Here is a 20613-nt window from a genome sequence, read left to right as displayed (position 1 = left end):
GAAGAATCGCATCATTTAGTTGAATAAGCATTATTACCTTAATCTTGTTGAAGTCCAACTTTTAGTACATATTGGTATAAATCTTCAAACTGGGTTTCCACTACTTTATTTATTTCGTGGTTATAGTATTTTACCTTTGGATTGCAGATGCCATTTTCAATCTCAAATCCGTAAAAATCACCAACTTCATTATCAGATACAGCAATAAACTTATGTGAATTTATAAGATTAATTTGGTTGTTTAGTTGAATTATGTTCCATTCACCGTTATTTACTGTAAATATATTAGTGAAGGCGAAATAACCGCCACCAAACGTCTTTACAAAAAGTTTATATTCATTTGGTAGTCTAATTGAATGGTGTTTTTCAGCCTTAGCAATTTGAGTATCAGTACAAATTTGGGCATTTTCTAATTCAAACTATATTGGTTTTTTTGCTTTGATTTCTTCTATTAACAATAAAAATTCATTAAACTCCACTTTGTCCACCTCATAATTAACCTATTGCATTGTGGAAAAACAATCAGCCCTTATTCAACTAATCTGTCAATTAGTTAAATAAGTTTTTAACAGATCTTAAAATTAAAAAATATATTTTCCAATTCTTTTAACGTAGTAGCTTTCATTGCTACTTCTGACTTTTCTTGATAGAAACTAATATTACTAAAACGATGTAGTAATAAATAAGTCATTAATTCTTTTTGTAAGACCTCGTTTAATTCGTTATTCGAATAGCCGTAGCTCTCTAGAAAAATTTTATTTAGTCCTTCAAAAGGATAAAACATAAACGCTATTGGTCCAAGTAAATCATATTTTGAGTTTCCAACAAAGCAATCAGCAAAATCAATTAAACCAGTAAACCTCCACATATCATCAACTTTATTCATGATTAAATTATATGGTGTGTATTCTCCGGTTAATAACACGATTTGTTCTTTTCCTTGCAATGTTTTTTCTTCAACATAGCTTGTTAATTGGTTAAATAATTCATCATTCATTTCGTTGTTTTTATGATGATTCTCTACTTGCTCCAATTGATTCGTAATAAATTGCTTCCAATGTTCATAATCATCTTGTTTTGTTGAGATGGTTGCGTCATGGATTTCTCTTATTATTTTTCCTAAATCAAACGCAATTTGCTTTTTCTCTTCAAAAGACAGTTCATCAAAAATATCAATTAATAGAGTCCCTTTTAGTTCACTCATTATTAAATAGCTCCAGCCTTCAAATTGACCAGTTGAAATTAATTTAGGAATATCTACGGAAAGTGTTCTGCCGTTTAAAAACTCGAGAACTTGCTTCTCCTTTATGAACTCATCATTCACATAAGAAGGATATAATTTAATTACAACTTCTCCATCTATACTAAAAACAATATTTCCACCGTACGAAAATCGCGTAAGCTTCTCATAATCGACCTTTTCTAACTCACAAATTTTACGAATCTTACCTTCCCAAAAACAGTTTTTCTCACGCATTATTTTATATTTATCTTTTGTTATTTTATAAAGATAGGTCATTCATTCTACCTCAATTATTTAATTATTTTTTTATTAATTTTCATTCTACGCTGAAAGATTCTGATTTAATACCGCTCTTTTTTTAATATTAAGTACAAATAAAGTTGCAACTAAACAAAATATTCCTGCTGCAATAAAGATTGATTGGTAGGCATTTAACCAAGAATAAACTAAACCTCCACCATATGCTGCAGCTCCAGCACCTAATTGATGAGCGGTATAAATCCATCCATAGATTACCCCTACCTTCTCTTTACCAAAATGATCCGTCGCTAGTTTAATAGTTGGAGGAACTGTAGCAATCCAATCCATTCCATAGAAAATGGCAAAAGCACTTAAATAAATGATTGAATTCGTTGATAAAGCAAAAGGAAGAATTAGTAATGATAATCCTCTTAAACCATAATACCAAAATAATAACCAACGATTATCAAAGCGATCGGAAATATATCCTGATAAAGTCGTTCCTATAATATTAAATATTCCCATGAACGCTAAAATACTAGCAGCCGTGACCTCTTTATATCCATAATCGATACAAAGTGAGATAAAATGCGTACCGATCAAACCACTAGTTGAAAAGCCACAGACAAAAAAACTTCCCGCTAATAACCAAAAAACTTTCGATTTAGCACCTAACTTGAACCCATCAAAAGCTGCCTTCACTGGATTAACATTTTTGGCTTGCTTCTTATTACTTTTTTCAGCACCTAAAGGGAAAACTCCAACATCTGCTGGATCATTTTTCATAAAAATCCAAAGTAAAACATAAATGAAAACACCAAAAGAAAATATAGTTAAAACGGCATTTCTCCATGAATAATTTTCAACGATATATGCCATCAATGGTAAAAAAACAAGCTGACCTGCTGCTGAACTAGACGTTAAAAGCCCTAGCGCTAAACCACGTTTTTTCTCAAACCAAGTAGTTGCAACATACGCATTTAACACGGTCAAAAATGCCCCCGCACTTAATCCAATAATGATTCCCCAAATGATAAATAAATGCCAAATTTGGGACATAATTGATGTTAGTAAAATAGCAACTAATAATGTTCCCATACCTACTAACAATACTTTTCTTACACTAAACTTTTGATATAAGCCGGCTATAAATGGTCCAGAGAATCCAACGAGAGTTATACAAATCGCAAATGCACCTGAAATTGATGCTCTACTCCAACCGAATTCCTTTTCAAAAGGAATCATCATCACTCCAGACATCGTATTTGTTACTGCTGCAATAATGACGGATAAGAACGTAACAATTAAAATAATCCAAGCATAATGTATTTTTCCACTCTTCAATCAAACTCCCCCTTCATTATTAGACCATTATCTTTAACTCATTTAATAACATTTTTTTCAATTGATCTACACTATTAATAATTGCATTCGCACCTGCATCAATTAATTCCAATTCACTTCCATATCCGTAAGTAATTCCAATCGCATCAATATTAGCGATTTTTGCTCCTTTTATATCGTGAAGTCGGTCCCCAACCATTACTGAATCTTCCTTAGAAAGGTCATTATTCTTTTCGAATATATACTCAATTATCTCGCCTTTATCAATTCTTGTGCCGTCTAGTTCACTTCCAACAATTTGAATAAAAAACTCATCGAGTTGAAAATGGCTCAATACTTTCGTTGCGAAAATAGTTGGTTTTGAAGTTGCTACATATAATCTTTTATTCTCTTTTTGCAAATCGCTTAGAAGCTCACGTATCCCATCATAAACATTATTTTCAATCATACCATTCTGCGAAAAGTATTCGCGATAAAAACGAACTGCATTTAATACTTCTTTTTCATTAAATTGACAAACTTCCGAAAATGATTGCTGAATAGGTGGTCCAATAAATTTTAAAAGCTCTGATTCGAATGGAATAGCTTTATTCATTTTCTGTAATGCATACTTTACCGAGTTTAAAATCCCTACCTTTGGGTCAATGTACCATCTAAATCGAACAAGATTGTATTATAAGTCATTATTTTCTTCCTCCATCATTATTCCCCCACAAAAAAGCGTTAGCATTTTTAGCTAACGCAAATTGATTCATTTACTTTTTCCATTCCTTTTTCAACATACTATAAACAGCTATATCATAATACTTTTCTCTAATTTGCTGTGCTTCTCTTTGGATACCTTCTTGTTTAAAATTTAAACGTTCAGGAATTGCCCTACTCTTCGCATTTTCAACAGCTGCCCTAATCACTACTCGATTAAGATTAAGCTCATCATAACAATATGAAACTAAACCTTCTACAGCACGAGTCATTATTCCTTTACCCTGTGTTTGTTCACTTAACCAATAACCTATTTCAGTTGTTTGATTCGACCAGTCTATATAATGTAATCCCAACATACCTACTAGTTCATTCTTATAAAAAATTCCCGCTTCAAAACCATTATTATCTGCAAACTTTTGTAACCACATAGGTATAATCGAGTTTTGATAATCCTCGATCAATGGAATATTTTCAGCCCAAACCAACCATTCTTTTAAGGAGTTTTGATTTTCCTTCAGCGCCTCTACTAATGTTGCTGCATACTTTGGTGTTAATAAATTGATTGATAAATCCTCACTTAATTGAACCTTAAACATGTCCATCCTCCTTTTTTTACAAAGACATTATTCCTAAATAGCTAATTACATTTCTTCAGATTTAGGAGAAGTATCGTAACAAAATCTAATTTCTGATTTTATATTAATCTACTTTAATTCTCTATCAACTGTTCTAAATCCTCTGACTTTCAAAAAAATTCTCCCTTACAATGCTAATACAGTGTTGACCAGACATAAAATCTACATTTTATTAGATATTTGTTTATTCTATTTATGGAGCAAGTTTCACAATTACTTGCCTAAATCACTAGTTACATAGTATATTCTTTCACAAGGAATATTAAAAACTTCTAATTATTCCTTAAAAATAAAATCAAACCTGAGGTAATTTCATGCAAAACTGGATTATTGAAACGATGGATTCATTTGGCTATTTAGGCATTTTTTTATTAATTGCATTAGAAAATATATTTCCTCCAATTCCTTCCGAAGTCATTTTAACGTTTGGCGGGTTCATGACTACAGAATCTTCACTATCTAAAATAGGGGTTATTTGCTTTTCAACTTTAGGATCAGTAATTGGAGCAATCATACTTTTTTGGATTGGTACTTTACTAGATGTAAAAACGTTAGAAAAAATCGTAGACCGCTGGGGGCATATTTTACGTTTAACTAAAAAGGATGTCCATAAAGCGGACGAATGGTTTTCAAAATACGGTGTTTGGACAGTCTTTTTCTGTAGACTCATTCCACTAATTCGTAGTTTAATTTCTATTCCAGCTGGAATGGCTCGAATGAAATTTTGGATCTTTTTGTTATTTACAACTTTAGGCTCATTAATATGGAATACAATTTTAGTTTTAGTTGGTGCATCAGTCGGTGCATCCTGGGAAAAGATTGTAGAGTATATGGATGTGTACTCGAGTATTATTTATGGAATTTTAGCGATTGGATTGGCCGTATTTATCTTCCTTTTTATCAAAAAAAGAAAAAACTCAGACTAATTTCGTTTAGTCTGAGTTTTTTAGCTTTATTTAAGTCTTAATACTCTCATCGAGTTCAATACTGCCAATACAGTAACACCAACGTCTGAAATGACTGCTTCCCACATTGTCGCTATTCCGATTACACCTAGTAATAAGAAAAATCCTTTCACCGCTAAAGCAAAAAAGATGTTTTGCCATACAATTTGTCTTGTACGTTTAGCGATTATAATTGCATCTACAATTTTTGAAGGTTCATCGGACATTAATACAACATCCGCAGCTTCGATCGCTGCATCGGAACCAATACCGCCCATCGCAATACCTATATCTGCTTGAGCTAAAACTGGTGCGTCATTAATACCGTCCCCAACAAATGCAATTTTTTCTTTCGATGATTTTATTTTTTCGATCAATTCAAGTTTTTCTACCTTCTGATGTGGAAGAAGCTCTGAATAAATATCATCTATTGCTAATTCTTTACCAATGCTTTTCGCAACTGAGTTAGAATCCCCGGTTAACATGATAGTCTTTTTAATTCCAACTTTTTTAAGCTCAAGTATAGCTTCTTTCGCATCATCTTTTAGTTGGTCTGCAATGACAATTGATCCGATATAATGCTTATTTTTTGCTAAATAAACTGTTGTGCCTACTTCTCTAGTTGGTTCATATAAAATTGAATGTCTTTCCATTAGTCTTGAATTACCTACTAACAGTGTGTCTTCATTAATCGTAACACTAATTCCATGTCCCGCAATTTCAGTATAGTTAGATAGCTTTGCTTCAACAATATCTTTACCATACTTTTGACGAATTGATAATGCGATTGGGTGAGTAGAATAAAACTCTCCATAAGCAGCTAATTCCAGTAACTCCTCTTTCGAATGACCACGTGTAGGTATAATCGAGCTTACTTGGAATTGCCCTTTCGTTAACGTTCCAGTTTTATCAAACACAATATACTTCAAATCATTTAATGCTTCTAAATAATTACTTCCTTTTACTAATACCCCGGATTTTGAAGCTGCTCCGATTCCTCCAAAAAATCCTAAAGGAATTGAAACAACTAGAGCACATGGACATGAAATAACTAGGAAAATTAATGCTCGATATACCCAATCGTAAAGTGTTTCACCAGGAATAATAATTGGTGGGATGATTGCAATAATAGCTGCTGTGATGACAACTATAGGTGTATAAACCTTTGCAAATTTTGTGATAAAGTTTTCAGTAGGTGCCTTTTTATTTGTTGCATTTTGAACAAGTTCCAATATTTTTGATACTGTCGATTCATTAAATTCCTTCGTGACTTCAATTTCAAGTAAACCTTGAACATTTATAAATCCACTTAATACTTCATCACCTTCAAATATTTCTCTTGGTAATGACTCTCCAGTTAATGCAGAAGTATCAACACTTGAATATCCACTTTTTACAATTCCATCTAACGGAACCCTTTCCCCAGGTTTGACGATGATTAGATCACCAATTTGAATTTTTTCAGGAGATACTTGTTCAGTTTTGTCACCATTTTTTAAATTCGCATAATCAGGACGTATATCCATTAACTTGGAAATCGAATTCCGTGATCGATTTACTGCAATACTTTGGAACAATTCACCTAGCTGATAAAATAGCATTACCGCAACAGCTTCAGGGTACTCTCCAATCATAAATGCACCAATTGTAGCTACTCCCATTAAAAAATTTTCATCAAATACTTGCCCTCTGAAAATATTTCGAATAGCTTTTAAAACAACGTCAGCACCCGCTATTAAATAGGCTGCTATAAAAATAATCAATTGATAGAGCATTGGTACATTAAGTAATTGGGCTAAAATTAATAAAGCAGTACCAATCCCTAATTTAGCAATAAGTTTTTTTGTTTCAGCATTCATTCCCTGTTGCTTCTCTTGCCCAAGTTTTGAATCCATTTTTGAAACAGGATTAATATGCGGTTCTAAAACACGAATCTTATCTTTAGCGCTTTCGATAACTGATTCTTTTTGTTCCTCACTCGTCGTAATTGTCATCGTTAATGTTGCAAAATTTACTGAACATGCATCAACGCCTTCAAGTGTGGAAACTCCTTTTTCAATCTTCATTGCACAATTGGCGCAATCAAGTCCTTCTAATTTTAATTCACTATTTACTTGCCTTTGCCCCCTACTCAACAAACTCAACTCCTCTCAAGAAACATCTATATTAATCCTCTAAAATATGTTCTAGTGCTTGATTGAAAATTTGTGTAACATGATCATCTGCTAACGAATAATAAACTACTTTACCTTCTTTACGATTTTTCACTAAATGCGCTTGTTTTAATACACGTAACTGATGTGATATAGATGATTGGGTCATTTCTAATAAATAAGCTAGGTCACATACACACATCTCAGATTGACTAAGTGCATGTAATATTCTCGTTCTCGTCTTATCTCCAAGAACTTTAAAAAGTTCTGCTACTCCTGTTAGTGTTTCAATATTCAACATACTTTCTTTTACTGAAAGAATTATATCCTCATGCATAACAGTTTGTTGACATGCTTCATCACATACTTCGTCAACTTTCTTCTTTTCTTCAATCATAAACTGTCCTCCTATGAATACATGAACAATCATTCATATGTTTTCTATATTTATATTATATGAGTGATTGTTCATATGTGTCAAAATATTATTTGTAAAATTTAAAGGAATATTACATATGATAAAGAAATGATTAGTAATGCATACAAAAGGAGAAAATTAATGACTCTAATCGGATATCTTTTTTGGGGAATTTGCTTAGTAGCCGTATTATTTATGTTTTTAATCGCAAAAAAATTAGGAACAACGCCTCCTTATAAAACAGAGCATCAAGTATTATATGAAGAAATTACGAAAATTGATCGATCTATCATGCAAGATAAATAATAGAAATAAAAAAGTCAGACAGTTACTAGAATTTCTCAGTAACTGTCTGACTTTTTATTTACGATCCCTTTTTTTCCTATATCCTTAACCCTGTTCTTTTGGCATTGGTGTATTTGTTGGTTTGGCATATCCATCTTTATATTTATTATCAATATATTTTCGAATTTCTAAAGGCGTTTTTCCTTCTTGCTGTAATTTCGCTGATTCAACTGCAATCTCCATACAGTTGACGCACGAAGTTGCATGGCTATCCCACACAATTGAATTATCTTCTTTTACTTCATGGATAAAGCAATCTAAATTACTTTTATGACCTACACTTTCACCGCAACCACAATAACATGGGATATTTTTAAGTAAAGTAGCATGTTGTGCTGCCACCATATAAATTTGTTGAATCTGTTGTTCTTTATCACTTAAAAACTTCGGTAGAGTTTCTTTATTAATTGTTTGTTCTCTAATATCACTTGTTTGAATATGTTTAGCATGATTTTCGTGGTTTTTCGTTGTATTCGTTTCAGCTTGTTGATTACTGCATCCTGTAAATAAAATGGAAATCATTAATGCTGAAAATACATTATGAATTGTTTTTCGTTTCATCCTTTCCCTCCAATAATTACACTTTTAATCTTATTCTAATAATTATTGGAGTGGAAAACAAATACTTGAACATTAACTATGAATAGATTATTGAATCAATTAACATTTGCAATAAACTTGTAAGTAAAAAGAAAAATCTAATCAAAAAACCAGCCCATGCAAAACGCCTATATTTTTCCCATCGTTCCTGATTATCATTACGTTTACAGACCCACATTAAAATCCAAAATCCAAGAGGTAAAATTGGTATTTCAATTCGATATTCATCAAAATTTAAATTAATACTAAAGACAAATAAACCGATAAGGATTGCAATAATAGCCTTCCATATTTCTGGCTTCAAATCATTTGTTCTATAGATCCAAATAAATAAAAATCCAAGAGTTATATAATTTACTAGCGTAATAATGATGGTAGAAACAAAGTGAAATTCATCAAAATGGATATTAAAGTCCATTAGATTTCTCCTTTTAGTTAATTTGATTATTTCTAATAATTATGACGATCTTTACGATAATATTTAGTTAATTCCTCATTTTCATCATCAATTGATTCTAAAATTAAATTAAATCCTTTTTTCTCAAGGATTTTTACTGAATAGATGTTTTTTGCTTCAACGGTAGCTACAATAAAATTTAACTTTCTGATTCCAAAACAATAATCTTCTATTAAACTAGCAATTTCAGAGCCGTAACCATTTCCCCATTCTTCTTCAGCTAATCGATAGCCTATTTCAAACTCATCTGAATCATTTTTTATGACTGCACATGTTCCAATCAATTGATTAGTCCCACTTTTACTAACTGCCATCACTTCAAAATCAGCATTTTTCTCCTCATACAATTGAAGAATCTTATTTAATTCAATTTCAGTTTCTTCTAATGTTTTGGGACGATTTGTTATGTATCTCATTACATTCACATTAGATTGAAGTTTGTGTAAATAATCTAAGTCGTCCATTTTAAGCTTTCTTAAATATAGTCTATTTGATTTTATAATCATGTTTATCTCCTGTTTCTTTCTAATAAAAAGTCACCATATTAATAGGTGACTAATCACATTAACAAATACATGTTTTTTTCTTTACTCCGAGCTTTCCCCTCGCCTCGACCTTTTCAATATAATCAGTTGCTAGAGGTACCTTACAAGCCGTATCTCCTACGTTCACGTGGACTTTTCCAATCTTTTGACCAACCATCATTGCTTCAACTGTAAGACTTGGTACATAACTTCCTACTGCAATTACAAACCCATTCATCGTATAACGAACTCTATTTTTTGAAGTATGTATATTATTTTCAATATAATTAAGTAATTTATGAACTTCTTCTTTATCAATCTCTTCATCTGGTGCAATTGATAAATAATGACTATAAGTGCTCCATCCACAATTTTCAATTAATTCATCATCTGACTTCAACCATTCTCTAGCTAATTCGATTGCATACTTGCTTTCTGCTGTAACAGCACCTACAATACTTTCAGCAATCATAGACCAGTGAGCTGCTTTCGCCCAATTTTGAAGCTGTTCCTTTGTCATTAACTTTGGATTAATTGATAAACCTGCCAAATACATTGCATCTGAATTTCCTGTATGAAAAAGTGATAATGCTAATTCTTGATCCTTTTTAACAGATTTAACAAGCTTTTTCAGATCACCAATTTTAACGCCAAATAAAGGTTCCTTTGCACCATGGCGCAAAAAAGTTTTTTTCGTTTGCTCAGTTCCCATTTCCTCTAATGATTTCATTACTTCTTCTAGCGTCATCATCTTCTCCCCCTTAATAAAGGTTTGTTCCGTAACATCGTTGTCTAAAATGTATCCTATCATACATATCATGAAAGGAAAGTATATAATGAACTATTTTTTTCTATTCATCATACTATTCAGTCTTACATTCTCAGCCTGTTCAAATAATCATAATGTGCATGAGGTTTATCTAAATAAATCAACAGTTTCAGCTGCAAGAAATGAAGACTGGTCTTACACAGGTAATACTGGACCTAATTATTGGAGTTCAATCAATAAAGATTATTCACTATGTTCCAATGGGAAACAACAATCTCCAGTTAATATTGATCAAACCATAAAAAAATCACTACCTTTAGGTATAAACTATCATAATGATCTTTTTAAAATAGAAAGATCGCAGTACACGGTAAATTTCATTCCAGTAAATCACTCCAACTCAATTAATTTAAATGGAACAAACTATACACTAAAACAATTTCATTTCCATACTCCAAGTGAGCATACTATAAATGGGAAACAAAGTGATTTAGAGATTCATTTTATAAATGAAAATAAAAAAAATTCCATAATTACCATCGGAGTACTTGTTGATATTGGTAGATTGAATAAAGAATTCCAAAAAATCCTTGATGTAAATCCTACGGATGAGGAACTTGGTCGAAAAGTTGTAAAATTAAATTTGCAGCCCTTCATTCCCTATACTAGTAAAAAATTTTCATACACTGGCTCATTTACAACTCCTCCATGTACTGAAGGGATTAAATGGATCGTCTTTAACAAACCAATACAATTTTCCGAAGAACAAGTCCACTCTTATCAAAATTATTTCAAACCAAATAGCCGTCCCGTTCAGCCATTAAATGGTAGAGATTTATTTGAATCTTGGTAAACATAACGGGTTCATGAGTCACTATAATTGCAAGATGATGAAAATTACTTACTCATAACAGGTTCATGAGTCACTATAAATGCAGCTTAATCAAATTTACTTCCTCATAGCGGGTTCATGAGTAACTATTATTGCAGGATGCTGTAAACAACTTACTCATAACATCCTGTAGTGGAAATCAACATCACTTTACTCCTTTACGGATATTTGGTAATTTAATTGACATGGTTGTTTTTCAACACCACAAAAAAAGTTATCCTACCTAAAGGATAACTTCTTTATTTAAATCGTTATTCAGCAGTTTTTTCATCTCGATGAACTACTTCTAATTTTCCTGTATGTGGGTCAATTACTAAACCATGAATTTCAACCTCTTTTGGAACAAGTGGATGGTTTTTAATAATTGAAACACTGTGATTAACACTGTCGTATACATTCGTAAAACCAGTTAACCATTTGTCTAAATCTAGACCTGAGAAGCCTAAAATTTCTATGTTTTCTTCTTTAATTCCTCGTTCAACCATTTTTTCTTTCATTCGTGTAGGATTTGTATTACCCATTCCACACTCATGGTGACCGATTACTAATACTTCTTTAGCTCCAAGTTCATAGATTGAAACTAGAATACTTCTCATAACTGAACCAAACGGATGCGCAATAACTGCACCAGCTGTTTTGATCATTTTCACGTCACCGTTTCTAATATCAAGAGCCTTTGGTAAAAGCTCAACTAGACGTGTATCCATACAAGTAACAACTACAACCTCTTTATTCGGAAACTTTGAAGCTATGTATTGCTCATATTCCTTATTCTCAACAAACTTCTTATTAAAATCTAAAATTTGATCTAACATATATTCCCCTCCAAACAAAAATAAAGAGCATTTTTCCTATACCTATATTGAAGGAAAAGCTCAAAATATACAACCATTTTGCACTCATTCATAGTATTATTCTAAAATTATGTTTTCATTTAAACCGTTTTATTTTTATTATTTAGTTCGATAAATACACGTTTTGAACAAATAACCAATCGAATAGCTTTTTTATTAAATTACCATTAATTGCTATCAATTTTTTTAATTTTGAAAGTTTATATTGTACACTAGACTTAGTCTTTAATAAGGAGGGAATTAAAATGAAGTTTGAACATTCTATTGCATTACATAATGGAGTTAAAATGCCTCAATTAGGTTTAGGTGTGTGGCGTGTGTCACCAGAAGATGGTGTAGATGCTGTACGAACAGCTATCGAAGTAGGTTATCGTCATATTGATACTGCAGCTGTCTATCAAAACGAAGAGCAAGTAGGTGAAGCAATTCGCCAATCTGGTGTTTCCCGTGATGAACTTTTTATTACAACAAAGGTTTGGAATGCTGATCAAGGTTATGATTCAACTTTAAAAGCTCATGAAGAAAGTCTAAAAAAATTAGGCTTGGACTATGTTGATCTTTATTTAATTCACTGGCCAGTAAAAGAAAAATATTTAGATACATATAAAGCATTAGAAAGACTTTACGATGAAAAGCTTGTGCCAGCAATTGGTGTTTCAAATTTCCATGTCCATCACTTAGAAGATATTGCCGCTCATCGCAATATTAAACCAATGGTCGATCAAGTCGAATTGCACCCAATGTTTCAACAAAACGAACTACATGAATATTGTCATAAATACGGCATTGCATTAGAAGCATGGAGCCCATTAATGCAAGGTGGCGAAGCTTTAACAAATACAGTTATAAAAGAGATTGCGGATCAATATGGAAAAACAACTGCCCAAGTCATCATCCGTTGGCACTTACAACGCAATGTAATCGTTATTCCTAAATCAATAACACCTTCACGAATTCAAGAAAACTTTGAAGTATTTAACTTCGAGCTATCATCAAATGATATGCAACAAATTGCTACACTAGATGTAAATAAACGTGTAGGTCCAGACCCTGATAATTTTGATTTCTAAGAGGCAAGATTAGGGTAGAGGAAATTTATAATAATGAAGATCGAAATGGCTACCAATCTTTTGAAAGGTAGCCATTTTTTTATCCCTTAGATTCCTATAGCAATAACTTAAAGTTCATTTTTACTAACCTTTAAGAACCTCTTTTTAGATCAAATTAAATAAATTTCGATCCGTTCTTTCCCTCCCCCTATATTGTTTCGTTTTAGCTTTATTCCTTTAATTTCTCCTGTGCGCTTAATATGTGTCCCACCGCACGAAACTTTACCAAAGCCTTTGATTTCCCAATATCTTCTTTGATTTTCTGGGTCATCAAACTCACTATTTATTTCCAAATCTGCATCAATCAGTTCTTTTGCTTTTGTTTCTAAAAGTGGGAAAGTTTCTGAGATTTTTCCATCCCAATAAAAATCAATTCTAGCTTTATCACTAGTAATATTTGCGCCAATTTTTTCAGGTTTATCATAGTTTTGATTCATTAGTTCTAAGATGATTTCCGCAGCGAAATGTAGCTTCATAATTCGATATCGCCTCTCCCAATCAATCGCAACCACTACTTCCTGTCCTTTTTGAAGATCATGATTTTCTGGTAAAGTGTATTTAATTTCTAATCCGTCCTTCTTAGCTTCAATCACCTCATAATTTCCAATTCTCCCTGAGTCCGATTGTTGCCCACCCGAAAAAGCATAAATAATGGTTTGGTTTATTGTGACCCTTTGATCATCTACTTCCGTAACAATCGCAGAGGTTTTTGTAAGATAAGGATCTTCCCAAAAAAGTTTGTTTACCGCCATCGTTTTACTCCTTTTTAGTTTTTGATTTTGAATTCTATTAACTTTTGTTTTCCTTTCATATGATGATTCCCCTTTTTATTTTTATAAACTACGTATTATACTAAATTAGCTCTAACTCAATTTATTTAATATGAAAGGAGTCTAAATGTTTCTTTCAATTGATTATTTAAAAAATGGTAGCCTTAAACAACGGCATGCATATGTAACATTATCACGATTAAATATTCTGAATGAACTTAAGGATTTTAATCCTGTACTGTGTGGAACGATTCCAATTGGGATTGACATAGAAGGATCGGATTTAGATATTATTACAGAGGCACATGACTTAAACTCATTTAAAAAACTATTGAAAAATAGTTATGAAAAGCAAAAACTATTTCGAATTTCACAATCACTTGTAAGAGGCATCCCAACTATTACTGCAAATTTTACTTATGAGGGATTTGAAATTGAAATTTTTGGACAACCAGTCCCATCTATTAAACAAAATGCTTATCTTCATTTAATAATTGAACAATTTATTTTAAACCAAAATCCTGCTATCAAAGATGAAATCATTAAACTTAAAAAAGAAGGCTATAAAACAGAACCAGCGTTTTGTAAAATTTTAGGTTTAGAAGGCGATCCTTATGATGAATTAATTAAATACGGGATTAGAATAGGAGCAATATTAGTGTAAGTATAAGATGCAATAATTAAGTAAAAAAAAGGAACAATTTCTATAAATTGTCCCTCTACTAGTTTCCACTTTTACTTACTTTGTGACAACTTCACTACTTTTGACTAATTCAATACGCACTTTTTTAAGCCTGTCTTTTTCATCAACATATGTACTTAATTTCCAGTTTGCTGCAAGTGTATGTTTAATTAGATTAATTGCTTCTTCAGATAAATGAATTCCTTGAATTGCAGTTCCAATATCTTCATAATCTTTTTCAACTACAATTCCAAATTTATATCTTAATAAAGTCATTAATGAGCCTTTTGTCAGAAATTTGATTTGGTAGCCATCATTAACGATTTTATTAAAATTCTCTTCATTACTTTTGTACAGATTTATTAATGTTTCCCAGTTAGGAAAACCATTACCATATTGATTTAAAAACTCGAAATTCTCTTCTTTTACAGCGTTTATTAACTGAATGTTTTCTACACCAGCATGACGTAGACTTTCAATCATAATTGCATTATTTATAGCAATACTAACAAAGCTCATCTCTGTTCTCCCTCCAAATTACAAGAATTTTCTTTTTATTCAACTTTATCATAAAATACCGGACTAAACTATTAAATTGATGAGATTTACACGGAGATAATGAGGATAGGAATGTTTTGTGAACACGAAAAAAATCACAAGATCCTTTAACAGAACTTGTGATTTTACTTCTTTTAGGAGAATTTAGAATCTCCATCTAAACTAAATCGTGTTTAATGTGATGAAAGCAGTTGTGCCTTCTCCATTTTTACTTTTAATTTCTAGATTGCCACCATAATTTTCAATTAAGTCTTTTGCTATTGATAATCCTAAACCATTACCACCGTTAGCTCGACTTCTCGCTTTATCCGCTCGATAAAATCGGTCAAATATATGATTGATATCTTCTTCTTTAATACCGATCCCGTTGTCTTTCACTTTGATTTCGATCTTGTTTGCAACTTGAGCTGTCGTTATATCGATAATGGTGTGTTCTTTACTATATTTAACTGCATTATCAAACAAAATAATTAATATTTGCATTAAATGCTCTCTTGCGATGTTTGCTTTATCGACAATTTGATTAGAAGTATGGAAGTGAATTTCCAAATCTTCATGCAACAGTTGATAATTGTTTATGATCTCATTTAATACTTCATTAATATTTGTTGGAGCATACTGTTCAATCTTTTCGCTATTTTTCTCTAGCTTCGTCAACTGTAGAAGCTCGTTCGTTAAAATAATCATTCTGTTTGCTTCATTAATACATGTGTTTAATGAGTTTTCTAAAACGGTTTCGTCTTTTTTCCCCCAGCGATTAACTAGTGATAAGTGACCATGAATGATTGCTAAAGGTGTTCTTAATTCATGAGAAGCATCTTCAACAAATCGCTTTTGTCTTGTAATTGAAGCCTCTAACTCATCCATCATTTTGTTAAAGAGTAGACCGAGTTCAGATAGCTCATCTTTTGTTTCTCCTACGTAAACACGCTCTTTTAATTGATTATTTTTAATTTTAATCATTGTTTGGTTTAAATTTTTAATAGGATTTAATATTTTTTTAGATAAGAAATAACCGCTTAAAATACTCAAAATTAACGAAATGGTTGTTCCCAAAATAAGAATCATGAAAGATTCTTTAATTAAAGTTGAAAAGATTTCTACATTCATTGCAACTTCTAATACACCGTCAAAATTCTTATAATGTAACACCTTACTATTAATTAAAATTTCTTGATTGTTTTTTCTATATTTTTGAATTTCACCGAAGTCTTTTTTATTAATATGAATTTTAGGCATTGTTCTTGAAACTGTAAATTTTTCTTTTCCATCTATATCTATTAATCGAATCATCTCGTTATTTTGAATAATTTTTTCAAAATATTGTTTGTTTTCTGCAAAAGAAGCCGCATTAGGTCGTTTTGTTTTATATTCTTCATCTAAATAAGCTGCCGTATCATTTAATCTTTTTTCAATTCGATGTTGCTGCTGATTCATTATAGACATTTGAATCAAAGCAGATTGAATAAGATTACATAAAGTAAATATGAAAAACATAAGCACGGCGATTGTAATTGTTATTTTCCATCTAATCGAAAGCTTATTTAACAAGGTAAGATCCACCTCTACATCCTCATTACATACCCAGTACCCCTTACAGTGTGAATATAGGTATTATTTTTATCATCAAGTTTTGTTCTTAAGTAGCTAATATAAACATCCACTACGTTTGTTTCAATTGTAGAGCCATAGCCCCATACAGTTTCTAATAAAATTTCTCTAGTTAATACACGATTTACATTGCTCATTAATAAATACAATAAATCGAACTCTTTTTTAGTTAAATCAATGATCGCTTCATCTTTTTTAACAACTCGAGCTGCAGAATCTAATGATAAATCTTTAAACTTTAAGCAGTGTAAATTTGTTGAGCGATCGATTCGTCTAAAGATTGCTCGCATATGAGCTAAAAGTTCTTCAATAACAAATGGTTTTGAAATATAATCATCTGCACCACTATCTAATCCAGAAATCCGATCAAAAACACTGTCTCGTGCTGTGATCATAATAATTGGCGTGTCTTTATGCGCTCTAATTCTTCTGCAAACTTCAATTCCACTTAAATTAGGAAGCATTAAATCAAGTAAGATTAAGTCAAATTCTTGGTCGATTGCTAGGTTTAAACCGTCTCTTCCATCATTTGAAATATGAACTTCATTTCCTTCATACTCTAATTCTAAACGTATAAAATTTGCTAATTCTTTCTCATCTTCTATAATTAATATTTTTTTCATTTATTTTATCCCTCATTTTTTTTATAATAACATCTATAAAATTATTATTTGTATTGTATAAGGATATCTGTTTAAGATGAAAATGGCTTTACGAATATTTTAAAATTCAATTAGAGTTTTATTAGAAATTTTTAATAGTTTAACTTAATAATCTCGATATTACTACCTATTGTGTACATTTTCTAATAATTTCACTTAAAAACGATTAAAATTTATTTAAGAATATATTTAATGCTTTCCAAAAGATAAGGTAAAAGTTTTATTAATTCCGCTTATTTTATGTAATTTTTAAAGTTAATTTCTTGAGATTTCAAAAAAAAATGGCTTTAGCATTTGCTAAAGTCATTTTCATACTAAAAAAAATATTTGTCAATGAAGTAAGTCTAATCAAATTAATTTCCACTTACCTTATTTGTAATTAGGAAACTGAATCGGAATATTTAGTATATGTTCAGGTTGGCCGTCTTTTGCACTTGCAACATATAGAGTAAGTACCCCATTTGGACTAGTAGGCTGGTCATAATTTATCACTAATTTAAAGTTCCCCCATTCTGGAGCACCCATATCAGCCATTGTGTGACCTTCCGCTAATACATTATGACCATCTTCTATTCGATAAAGAAAGGTTGCTTCAAAAACACTAGCCTTCCCTTCAACAATTAACACATTTTTACCTGTTGAGTCATTTACGACTGAAGTAACTTTAAATGCATCGTTTTCAACTGGTGTAAATACTTTTACTGGTGGCTTAGTTTCATCCTTTTTTGGCGGATTATTATTTCCTTTATCAGTATTATTGTCTTTATCTGGTGTAGTACCCTTATCAGTATTTTTATCCTTATCTGGTTTAGTGCCCTTATCAACATGTGATGACTGATCATCTTTTTTGCCATAACCGTAGTCACTTGATTGACAGCTTGTTAAACAGAATATGCTTAAAATTATAAGTCCAATAAATAAAAATCTTTTCATTCTATTAATCACCCCTAAATTAATTTATTGCCATAGATTAAATATTGTTCTGAATCAAACTATTTATTTTTAATAAAAGATGAAATGCATTTTTACCGAGGTGAACTTCTAGGAATAGGAATGAATTTTTAAACACATTAAAAGAACGTACTAGCAAGCTGTATTACGATTGGTAAAGTTAGACTACTTAATATAGTTGAGGTAATAACAGTTTGTGCTGCAAAACTTGCATGCGGACCTTTGAAGGATAGTAATGCGCTGTTTCTTGAACTTGGAAAGGCACTACCTATAAAGAGGGCTTTGGCAATTACGCCTTCAAAACCGAAAATTTTTATAAGAGCAAACGCAATAATCGGACCACCAATTAATCTTAAGAAGTTACTAATCGCTAAATTGTTCCAGCTAATTTCTTTCCCCGATTCAGCTAATTGAGCTCCAAGTGTAATTAACGCAAATGGGGCGAATGATTCAGTAATAGGATTTAAAATGGTAACTAATTCATGATTTAGTTTCACATGAGATATTTGAAGGATAAAACCAAGTGCTACACTATATATGATTGGTAGCTTAAGCATTTTCATAACTGCTTCTTTCATTTGGACCGAAGCCTCTGCATTATATGCACCAACAGTAAATGTCATTATATTTTGAAACAAAACGATTAAAACTCCAATACTCAATGCAAAAGGATCATTTTTAAATACTAACGCATTTACTGGTAATCCAAGATTTCCTGAATTATTTAAAGCGATGCTATTAGCAAATGTACCTTGCATAGATTTTTCAATTCCTCTCCATCTGCATATTAATGTTGAGATTAGGGACATGAAGACAAATTGGATAACCAAGTAAAATAAAACACCACCTGCAACTTTACCAGATAACGGACTATCGTATATTTTAATAAATACTGCTACTGGAAGAAATAAATAAACTAAGAGGGTTGTTAAAGTACGTAAGTGAAGTTTAAAAAGACGATTAAATATATAGCCTAATATAACATAAAAAAATAGAGGTAGCATAACTTCTAGTAGTAATTTTATGACCATTTCTTTTCCTTCTTTCAGATGATAAACCGCTTTTTATTTTTTCTACATATCTCGGTTAAAAACTTTTTCCTTTTGTTTCTGAAATTCATTTTCAGTGATCACCCCGTCATTTTTTAATTTATTTAATTTACGAAGTTTCACTTCAAAGTCCTCATTTTCTCTTGTAATATACTCTTCAACATTTACTTCATAATTTGATATACCACGATCACTAAAAACGTTATATCCATTAATAATCGTAATCATTAGAGCAATTCCAGTCCATAACAATCCGAACAAACCAGCTTGTGGTATTACAATTGTAAAACCGAGGATGATAAAAATAATGCCAACCATTAAACCAAAAAATGACTGCCCTTTACTTGGCTTAACTCGAATTTTTCTCAAATTTCCACCTCTTTTCATTTTAAAATTACTTTCAGAATGAAATAGAAGCTTTGACCTTTAAATCTGATAAAATATTATTTTGCTTTCGAAATACTATATTCGACAAATTATGTTTAAATACCTATTGCCAAAATAAAAAACCACCTAATTAGGTGATTTTTTAATTTTTTTTATTAACTTATTTACACAATTTTATATTCAACCTGTCAGGTTTGTATAAAATGATTTCACACTACTTTTCATACAAAAATCAAAAGAGTTATTATGAATATTTTTCTTTCCATTCGCTTAAATAGAGAACTTCATTTGTTTTTACAGATTCTCCATCAAGAAGTGAAATAAATTCTAAACTATTTCCATCAAGATCTCGAAAATAAACACTTGCTGCTGGCATCCAAGTATGTACAACTGGTTCAATTGGATTTAGTCCGAAAAAGTTTTCAGTTGGTTGAATCCCTCTCTCTTTTAGCCATTCAATACTATTCTCTAGTTCATGTAGACTTACTCCAAAAGCAAAGTGACCTTTGTGAAATTCCTTACCTTTTTCTACTTCCCATAGACCGAGCATTTGTTTGTCCTCACCAATTAAAAAGAAAGCTACTCTTCTTTCTTCAATTTTATGAGCAAGCCTAATACCTAGTTTTTCGTAAAACATAATGGATTCTTCTAAATTTCTCACTTCTAAATGAGTTTCATATATACTTTTAATCATCACTTTTTCCCCTCTCA

General features: G+C 31.3%; 24 protein-coding genes and 1 pseudogene. 5 read left to right on the top strand and 20 right to left on the bottom strand.

The features are described from left to right. Window positions 1-38: 38 nt before the first annotated feature. The 5 genes and pseudogenes from AN960_RS25355 to AN960_RS12775 all read right to left on the bottom strand — a co-directional run bounded on the left by AN960_RS25355 (window position 39) and on the right by AN960_RS12775 (window position 4128). A complete protein-coding gene (locus tag AN960_RS25355; protein ID WP_082459498.1) occupies window positions 39-398 on the bottom strand; it encodes an SMI1/KNR4 family protein in 360 nt (119 codons plus the stop codon). Between the two features lie 167 nt (window positions 399-565). Next, a complete protein-coding gene (locus AN960_RS12790) occupies window positions 566-1519 on the bottom strand; it encodes an aminoglycoside phosphotransferase family protein (RefSeq protein ID WP_056471970.1) in 954 nt (317 codons plus the stop codon). A 45-nt stretch (window positions 1520-1564) separates the two neighbouring features. Beyond that, window positions 1565-2827, bottom strand: a complete 1263-nt coding sequence (locus AN960_RS12785; protein WP_056471969.1) for an MFS transporter — start codon at window positions 2825-2827, stop codon at window positions 1565-1567. 19 nt (window positions 2828-2846) lie between these two features. Next, window positions 2847-3511: pseudogene (locus AN960_RS12780) on the bottom strand (HAD-IA family hydrolase). A gap of 71 nt (window positions 3512-3582) precedes the next feature. Next, window positions 3583-4128: a GNAT family N-acetyltransferase gene (locus AN960_RS12775; protein WP_056471966.1), complete on the bottom strand. Its 546-nt coding sequence runs from the start codon at window positions 4126-4128 to the stop codon at window positions 3583-3585. Between the two features lie 353 nt (window positions 4129-4481). Here AN960_RS12775 and AN960_RS12770 point away from each other — a divergent pair, with 353 nt between their 5' ends. Beyond that, complete coding sequence (locus tag AN960_RS12770) at window positions 4482-5093, top strand: DedA family protein (RefSeq protein WP_056471963.1); 612 nt, start codon at window positions 4482-4484, stop codon at window positions 5091-5093. A gap of 26 nt (window positions 5094-5119) precedes the next feature. Here the strand turns inward: AN960_RS12770 and AN960_RS12765 are convergent, their stop codons facing one another. Together AN960_RS12765 and AN960_RS12760 are read right to left on the bottom strand one after the other, a co-directional pair. Further along, complete coding sequence (locus AN960_RS12765) at window positions 5120-7246, bottom strand: heavy metal translocating P-type ATPase (RefSeq protein WP_056471960.1); 2127 nt, start codon at window positions 7244-7246, stop codon at window positions 5120-5122. Window positions 7247-7277: 31 nt separating this feature from the next. Continuing rightward, a complete protein-coding gene (locus tag AN960_RS12760; protein WP_056471958.1) occupies window positions 7278-7661 on the bottom strand; it encodes an ArsR/SmtB family transcription factor in 384 nt (127 codons plus the stop codon). Between the two features lie 162 nt (window positions 7662-7823). Here AN960_RS12760 and AN960_RS24485 point away from each other — a divergent pair, with 162 nt between their 5' ends. Next, entirely contained in the window at window positions 7824-7988 is a 165-nt protein-coding gene (locus AN960_RS24485) for a hypothetical protein (RefSeq protein ID WP_156339677.1), read from the top strand. 84 nt (window positions 7989-8072) lie between these two features. On the opposite strand, the gene AN960_RS12755 is transcribed toward AN960_RS24485, so the two are convergent. From AN960_RS12755 to AN960_RS12740, 4 genes are all read right to left on the bottom strand, one after another. Further along, on the bottom strand, window positions 8073-8588 hold the full coding sequence (locus tag AN960_RS12755; protein WP_056471955.1) for a PCYCGC motif-containing (lipo)protein: 516 nt from the start codon (window positions 8586-8588) through the stop codon (window positions 8073-8075). A gap of 76 nt (window positions 8589-8664) precedes the next feature. Then, the gene (locus tag AN960_RS12750; protein ID WP_056471953.1) at window positions 8665-9045 is read right to left on the bottom strand and encodes a hypothetical protein; all 381 of its coding nucleotides are present in this window, start codon (window positions 9043-9045) and stop codon (window positions 8665-8667) included. Window positions 9046-9077: 32 nt separating this feature from the next. After that, the gene (locus tag AN960_RS12745; RefSeq protein WP_056471952.1) at window positions 9078-9590 is read right to left on the bottom strand and encodes a GNAT family N-acetyltransferase; all 513 of its coding nucleotides are present in this window, start codon (window positions 9588-9590) and stop codon (window positions 9078-9080) included. Between the two features lie 58 nt (window positions 9591-9648). Then, on the bottom strand, window positions 9649-10356 hold the full coding sequence (locus AN960_RS12740) for a DNA alkylation repair protein (RefSeq protein WP_056471951.1): 708 nt from the start codon (window positions 10354-10356) through the stop codon (window positions 9649-9651). 88 nt (window positions 10357-10444) lie between these two features. On the opposite strand from AN960_RS12740, the gene AN960_RS12735 reads away from it, so the two are divergent. Beyond that, window positions 10445-11230, top strand: coding sequence for a carbonic anhydrase (locus AN960_RS12735; protein ID WP_056471948.1), 786 nt, complete (start codon window positions 10445-10447; stop codon window positions 11228-11230). A gap of 290 nt (window positions 11231-11520) precedes the next feature. Here the strand turns inward: AN960_RS12735 and AN960_RS12730 are convergent, their stop codons facing one another. Then, the gene (locus AN960_RS12730) at window positions 11521-12084 is read right to left on the bottom strand and encodes a beta-class carbonic anhydrase (RefSeq protein WP_056471945.1); all 564 of its coding nucleotides are present in this window, start codon (window positions 12082-12084) and stop codon (window positions 11521-11523) included. A gap of 284 nt (window positions 12085-12368) precedes the next feature. On the opposite strand from AN960_RS12730, the gene AN960_RS12725 reads away from it, so the two are divergent. After that, on the top strand, window positions 12369-13193 hold the full coding sequence (locus tag AN960_RS12725) for an aldo/keto reductase (RefSeq protein WP_056471943.1): 825 nt from the start codon (window positions 12369-12371) through the stop codon (window positions 13191-13193). A 149-nt stretch (window positions 13194-13342) separates the two neighbouring features. Here AN960_RS12725 and AN960_RS12720 read toward each other — a convergent pair whose 3' ends face one another. After that, entirely contained in the window at window positions 13343-13984 is a 642-nt protein-coding gene (locus AN960_RS12720) for an alanyl-tRNA editing protein (RefSeq protein WP_056471940.1), read from the bottom strand. A gap of 145 nt (window positions 13985-14129) precedes the next feature. Here AN960_RS12720 and AN960_RS12715 point away from each other — a divergent pair, with 145 nt between their 5' ends. Beyond that, window positions 14130-14666: a DUF4269 domain-containing protein gene (locus AN960_RS12715; protein ID WP_056471937.1), complete on the top strand. Its 537-nt coding sequence runs from the start codon at window positions 14130-14132 to the stop codon at window positions 14664-14666. Window positions 14667-14741: 75 nt separating this feature from the next. Here AN960_RS12715 and AN960_RS12710 read toward each other — a convergent pair whose 3' ends face one another. The 7 genes from AN960_RS12710 to AN960_RS12680 form a co-directional block, all read right to left on the bottom strand. Then, window positions 14742-15203 (bottom strand): hypothetical protein, encoded by a 462-nt coding sequence (locus AN960_RS12710; RefSeq protein WP_056471935.1) that lies wholly within the window; start codon window positions 15201-15203, stop codon window positions 14742-14744. Window positions 15204-15404: 201 nt separating this feature from the next. Beyond that, complete coding sequence (locus tag AN960_RS12705) at window positions 15405-16793, bottom strand: sensor histidine kinase (RefSeq protein ID WP_056471932.1); 1389 nt, start codon at window positions 16791-16793, stop codon at window positions 15405-15407. Between the two features lie 14 nt (window positions 16794-16807). Next, window positions 16808-17476, bottom strand: a complete 669-nt coding sequence (locus AN960_RS12700) for a response regulator transcription factor (protein WP_056471929.1) — start codon at window positions 17474-17476, stop codon at window positions 16808-16810. A 408-nt stretch (window positions 17477-17884) separates the two neighbouring features. Continuing rightward, window positions 17885-18448: a Gmad2 immunoglobulin-like domain-containing protein gene (locus AN960_RS12695; protein ID WP_056471925.1), complete on the bottom strand. Its 564-nt coding sequence runs from the start codon at window positions 18446-18448 to the stop codon at window positions 17885-17887. Between the two features lie 137 nt (window positions 18449-18585). Beyond that, a complete protein-coding gene (locus tag AN960_RS12690; RefSeq protein WP_056471923.1) occupies window positions 18586-19497 on the bottom strand; it encodes an AEC family transporter in 912 nt (303 codons plus the stop codon). A gap of 42 nt (window positions 19498-19539) precedes the next feature. Beyond that, window positions 19540-19884 (bottom strand): SHOCT domain-containing protein, encoded by a 345-nt coding sequence (locus AN960_RS12685; RefSeq protein ID WP_056471922.1) that lies wholly within the window; start codon window positions 19882-19884, stop codon window positions 19540-19542. Between the two features lie 262 nt (window positions 19885-20146). After that, window positions 20147-20596 carry a VOC family protein gene (locus tag AN960_RS12680; RefSeq protein ID WP_056471919.1) on the bottom strand — a complete coding sequence of 150 codons (450 nt, stop codon included), beginning with the start codon at window positions 20594-20596 and terminating at the stop codon, window positions 20147-20149. Window positions 20597-20613: the final 17 nt, after the last annotated feature.

The sequence above is a fragment of the Bacillus sp. FJAT-25509 genome (genome assembly GCF_001420605.1).
In the GTDB taxonomy this organism is placed as follows: Bacteria; Bacillota; Bacilli; order Bacillales; family Bacillaceae_G; genus Gottfriedia.
This window is presented reverse-complemented; position numbering and strand designations above follow the sequence as displayed.

Coding starts and splice junctions, on each gene's coding strand:
- AN960_RS12790 (WP_056471970.1), bottom strand. CDS start 1,519: ATGACCTATCTTTATAAAATAACAAAAGATAAATATAAAATAATGCGT.
- AN960_RS12775 (WP_056471966.1), bottom strand. CDS start 4,128: ATGTTTAAGGTTCAATTAAGTGAGGATTTATCAATCAATTTATTAACA.
- AN960_RS12770 (WP_056471963.1), top strand. CDS start 4,482: ATGCAAAACTGGATTATTGAAACGATGGATTCATTTGGCTATTTAGGC.
- AN960_RS12760 (WP_056471958.1), bottom strand. CDS start 7,661: ATGATTGAAGAAAAGAAGAAAGTTGACGAAGTATGTGATGAAGCATGT.
- AN960_RS24485 (WP_156339677.1), top strand. CDS start 7,824: ATGACTCTAATCGGATATCTTTTTTGGGGAATTTGCTTAGTAGCCGTA.
- AN960_RS12755 (WP_056471955.1), bottom strand. CDS start 8,588: ATGAAACGAAAAACAATTCATAATGTATTTTCAGCATTAATGATTTCC.
- AN960_RS12750 (WP_056471953.1), bottom strand. CDS start 9,045: ATGGACTTTAATATCCATTTTGATGAATTTCACTTTGTTTCTACCATC.
- AN960_RS12745 (WP_056471952.1), bottom strand. CDS start 9,590: ATGATTATAAAATCAAATAGACTATATTTAAGAAAGCTTAAAATGGAC.
- AN960_RS12740 (WP_056471951.1), bottom strand. CDS start 10,356: ATGACGCTAGAAGAAGTAATGAAATCATTAGAGGAAATGGGAACTGAG.
- AN960_RS12735 (WP_056471948.1), top strand. CDS start 10,445: ATGAACTATTTTTTTCTATTCATCATACTATTCAGTCTTACATTCTCA.
- AN960_RS12730 (WP_056471945.1), bottom strand. CDS start 12,084: ATGTTAGATCAAATTTTAGATTTTAATAAGAAGTTTGTTGAGAATAAG.
- AN960_RS12725 (WP_056471943.1), top strand. CDS start 12,369: ATGAAGTTTGAACATTCTATTGCATTACATAATGGAGTTAAAATGCCT.
- AN960_RS12720 (WP_056471940.1), bottom strand. CDS start 13,984: ATGGCGGTAAACAAACTTTTTTGGGAAGATCCTTATCTTACAAAAACC.
- AN960_RS12715 (WP_056471937.1), top strand. CDS start 14,130: ATGTTTCTTTCAATTGATTATTTAAAAAATGGTAGCCTTAAACAACGG.
- AN960_RS12710 (WP_056471935.1), bottom strand. CDS start 15,203: ATGAGCTTTGTTAGTATTGCTATAAATAATGCAATTATGATTGAAAGT.
- AN960_RS12700 (WP_056471929.1), bottom strand. CDS start 17,476: ATGAAAAAAATATTAATTATAGAAGATGAGAAAGAATTAGCAAATTTT.
- AN960_RS12695 (WP_056471925.1), bottom strand. CDS start 18,448: ATGAAAAGATTTTTATTTATTGGACTTATAATTTTAAGCATATTCTGT.
- AN960_RS12690 (WP_056471923.1), bottom strand. CDS start 19,497: ATGGTCATAAAATTACTACTAGAAGTTATGCTACCTCTATTTTTTTAT.
- AN960_RS12680 (WP_056471919.1), bottom strand. CDS start 20,596: ATGATTAAAAGTATATATGAAACTCATTTAGAAGTGAGAAATTTAGAA.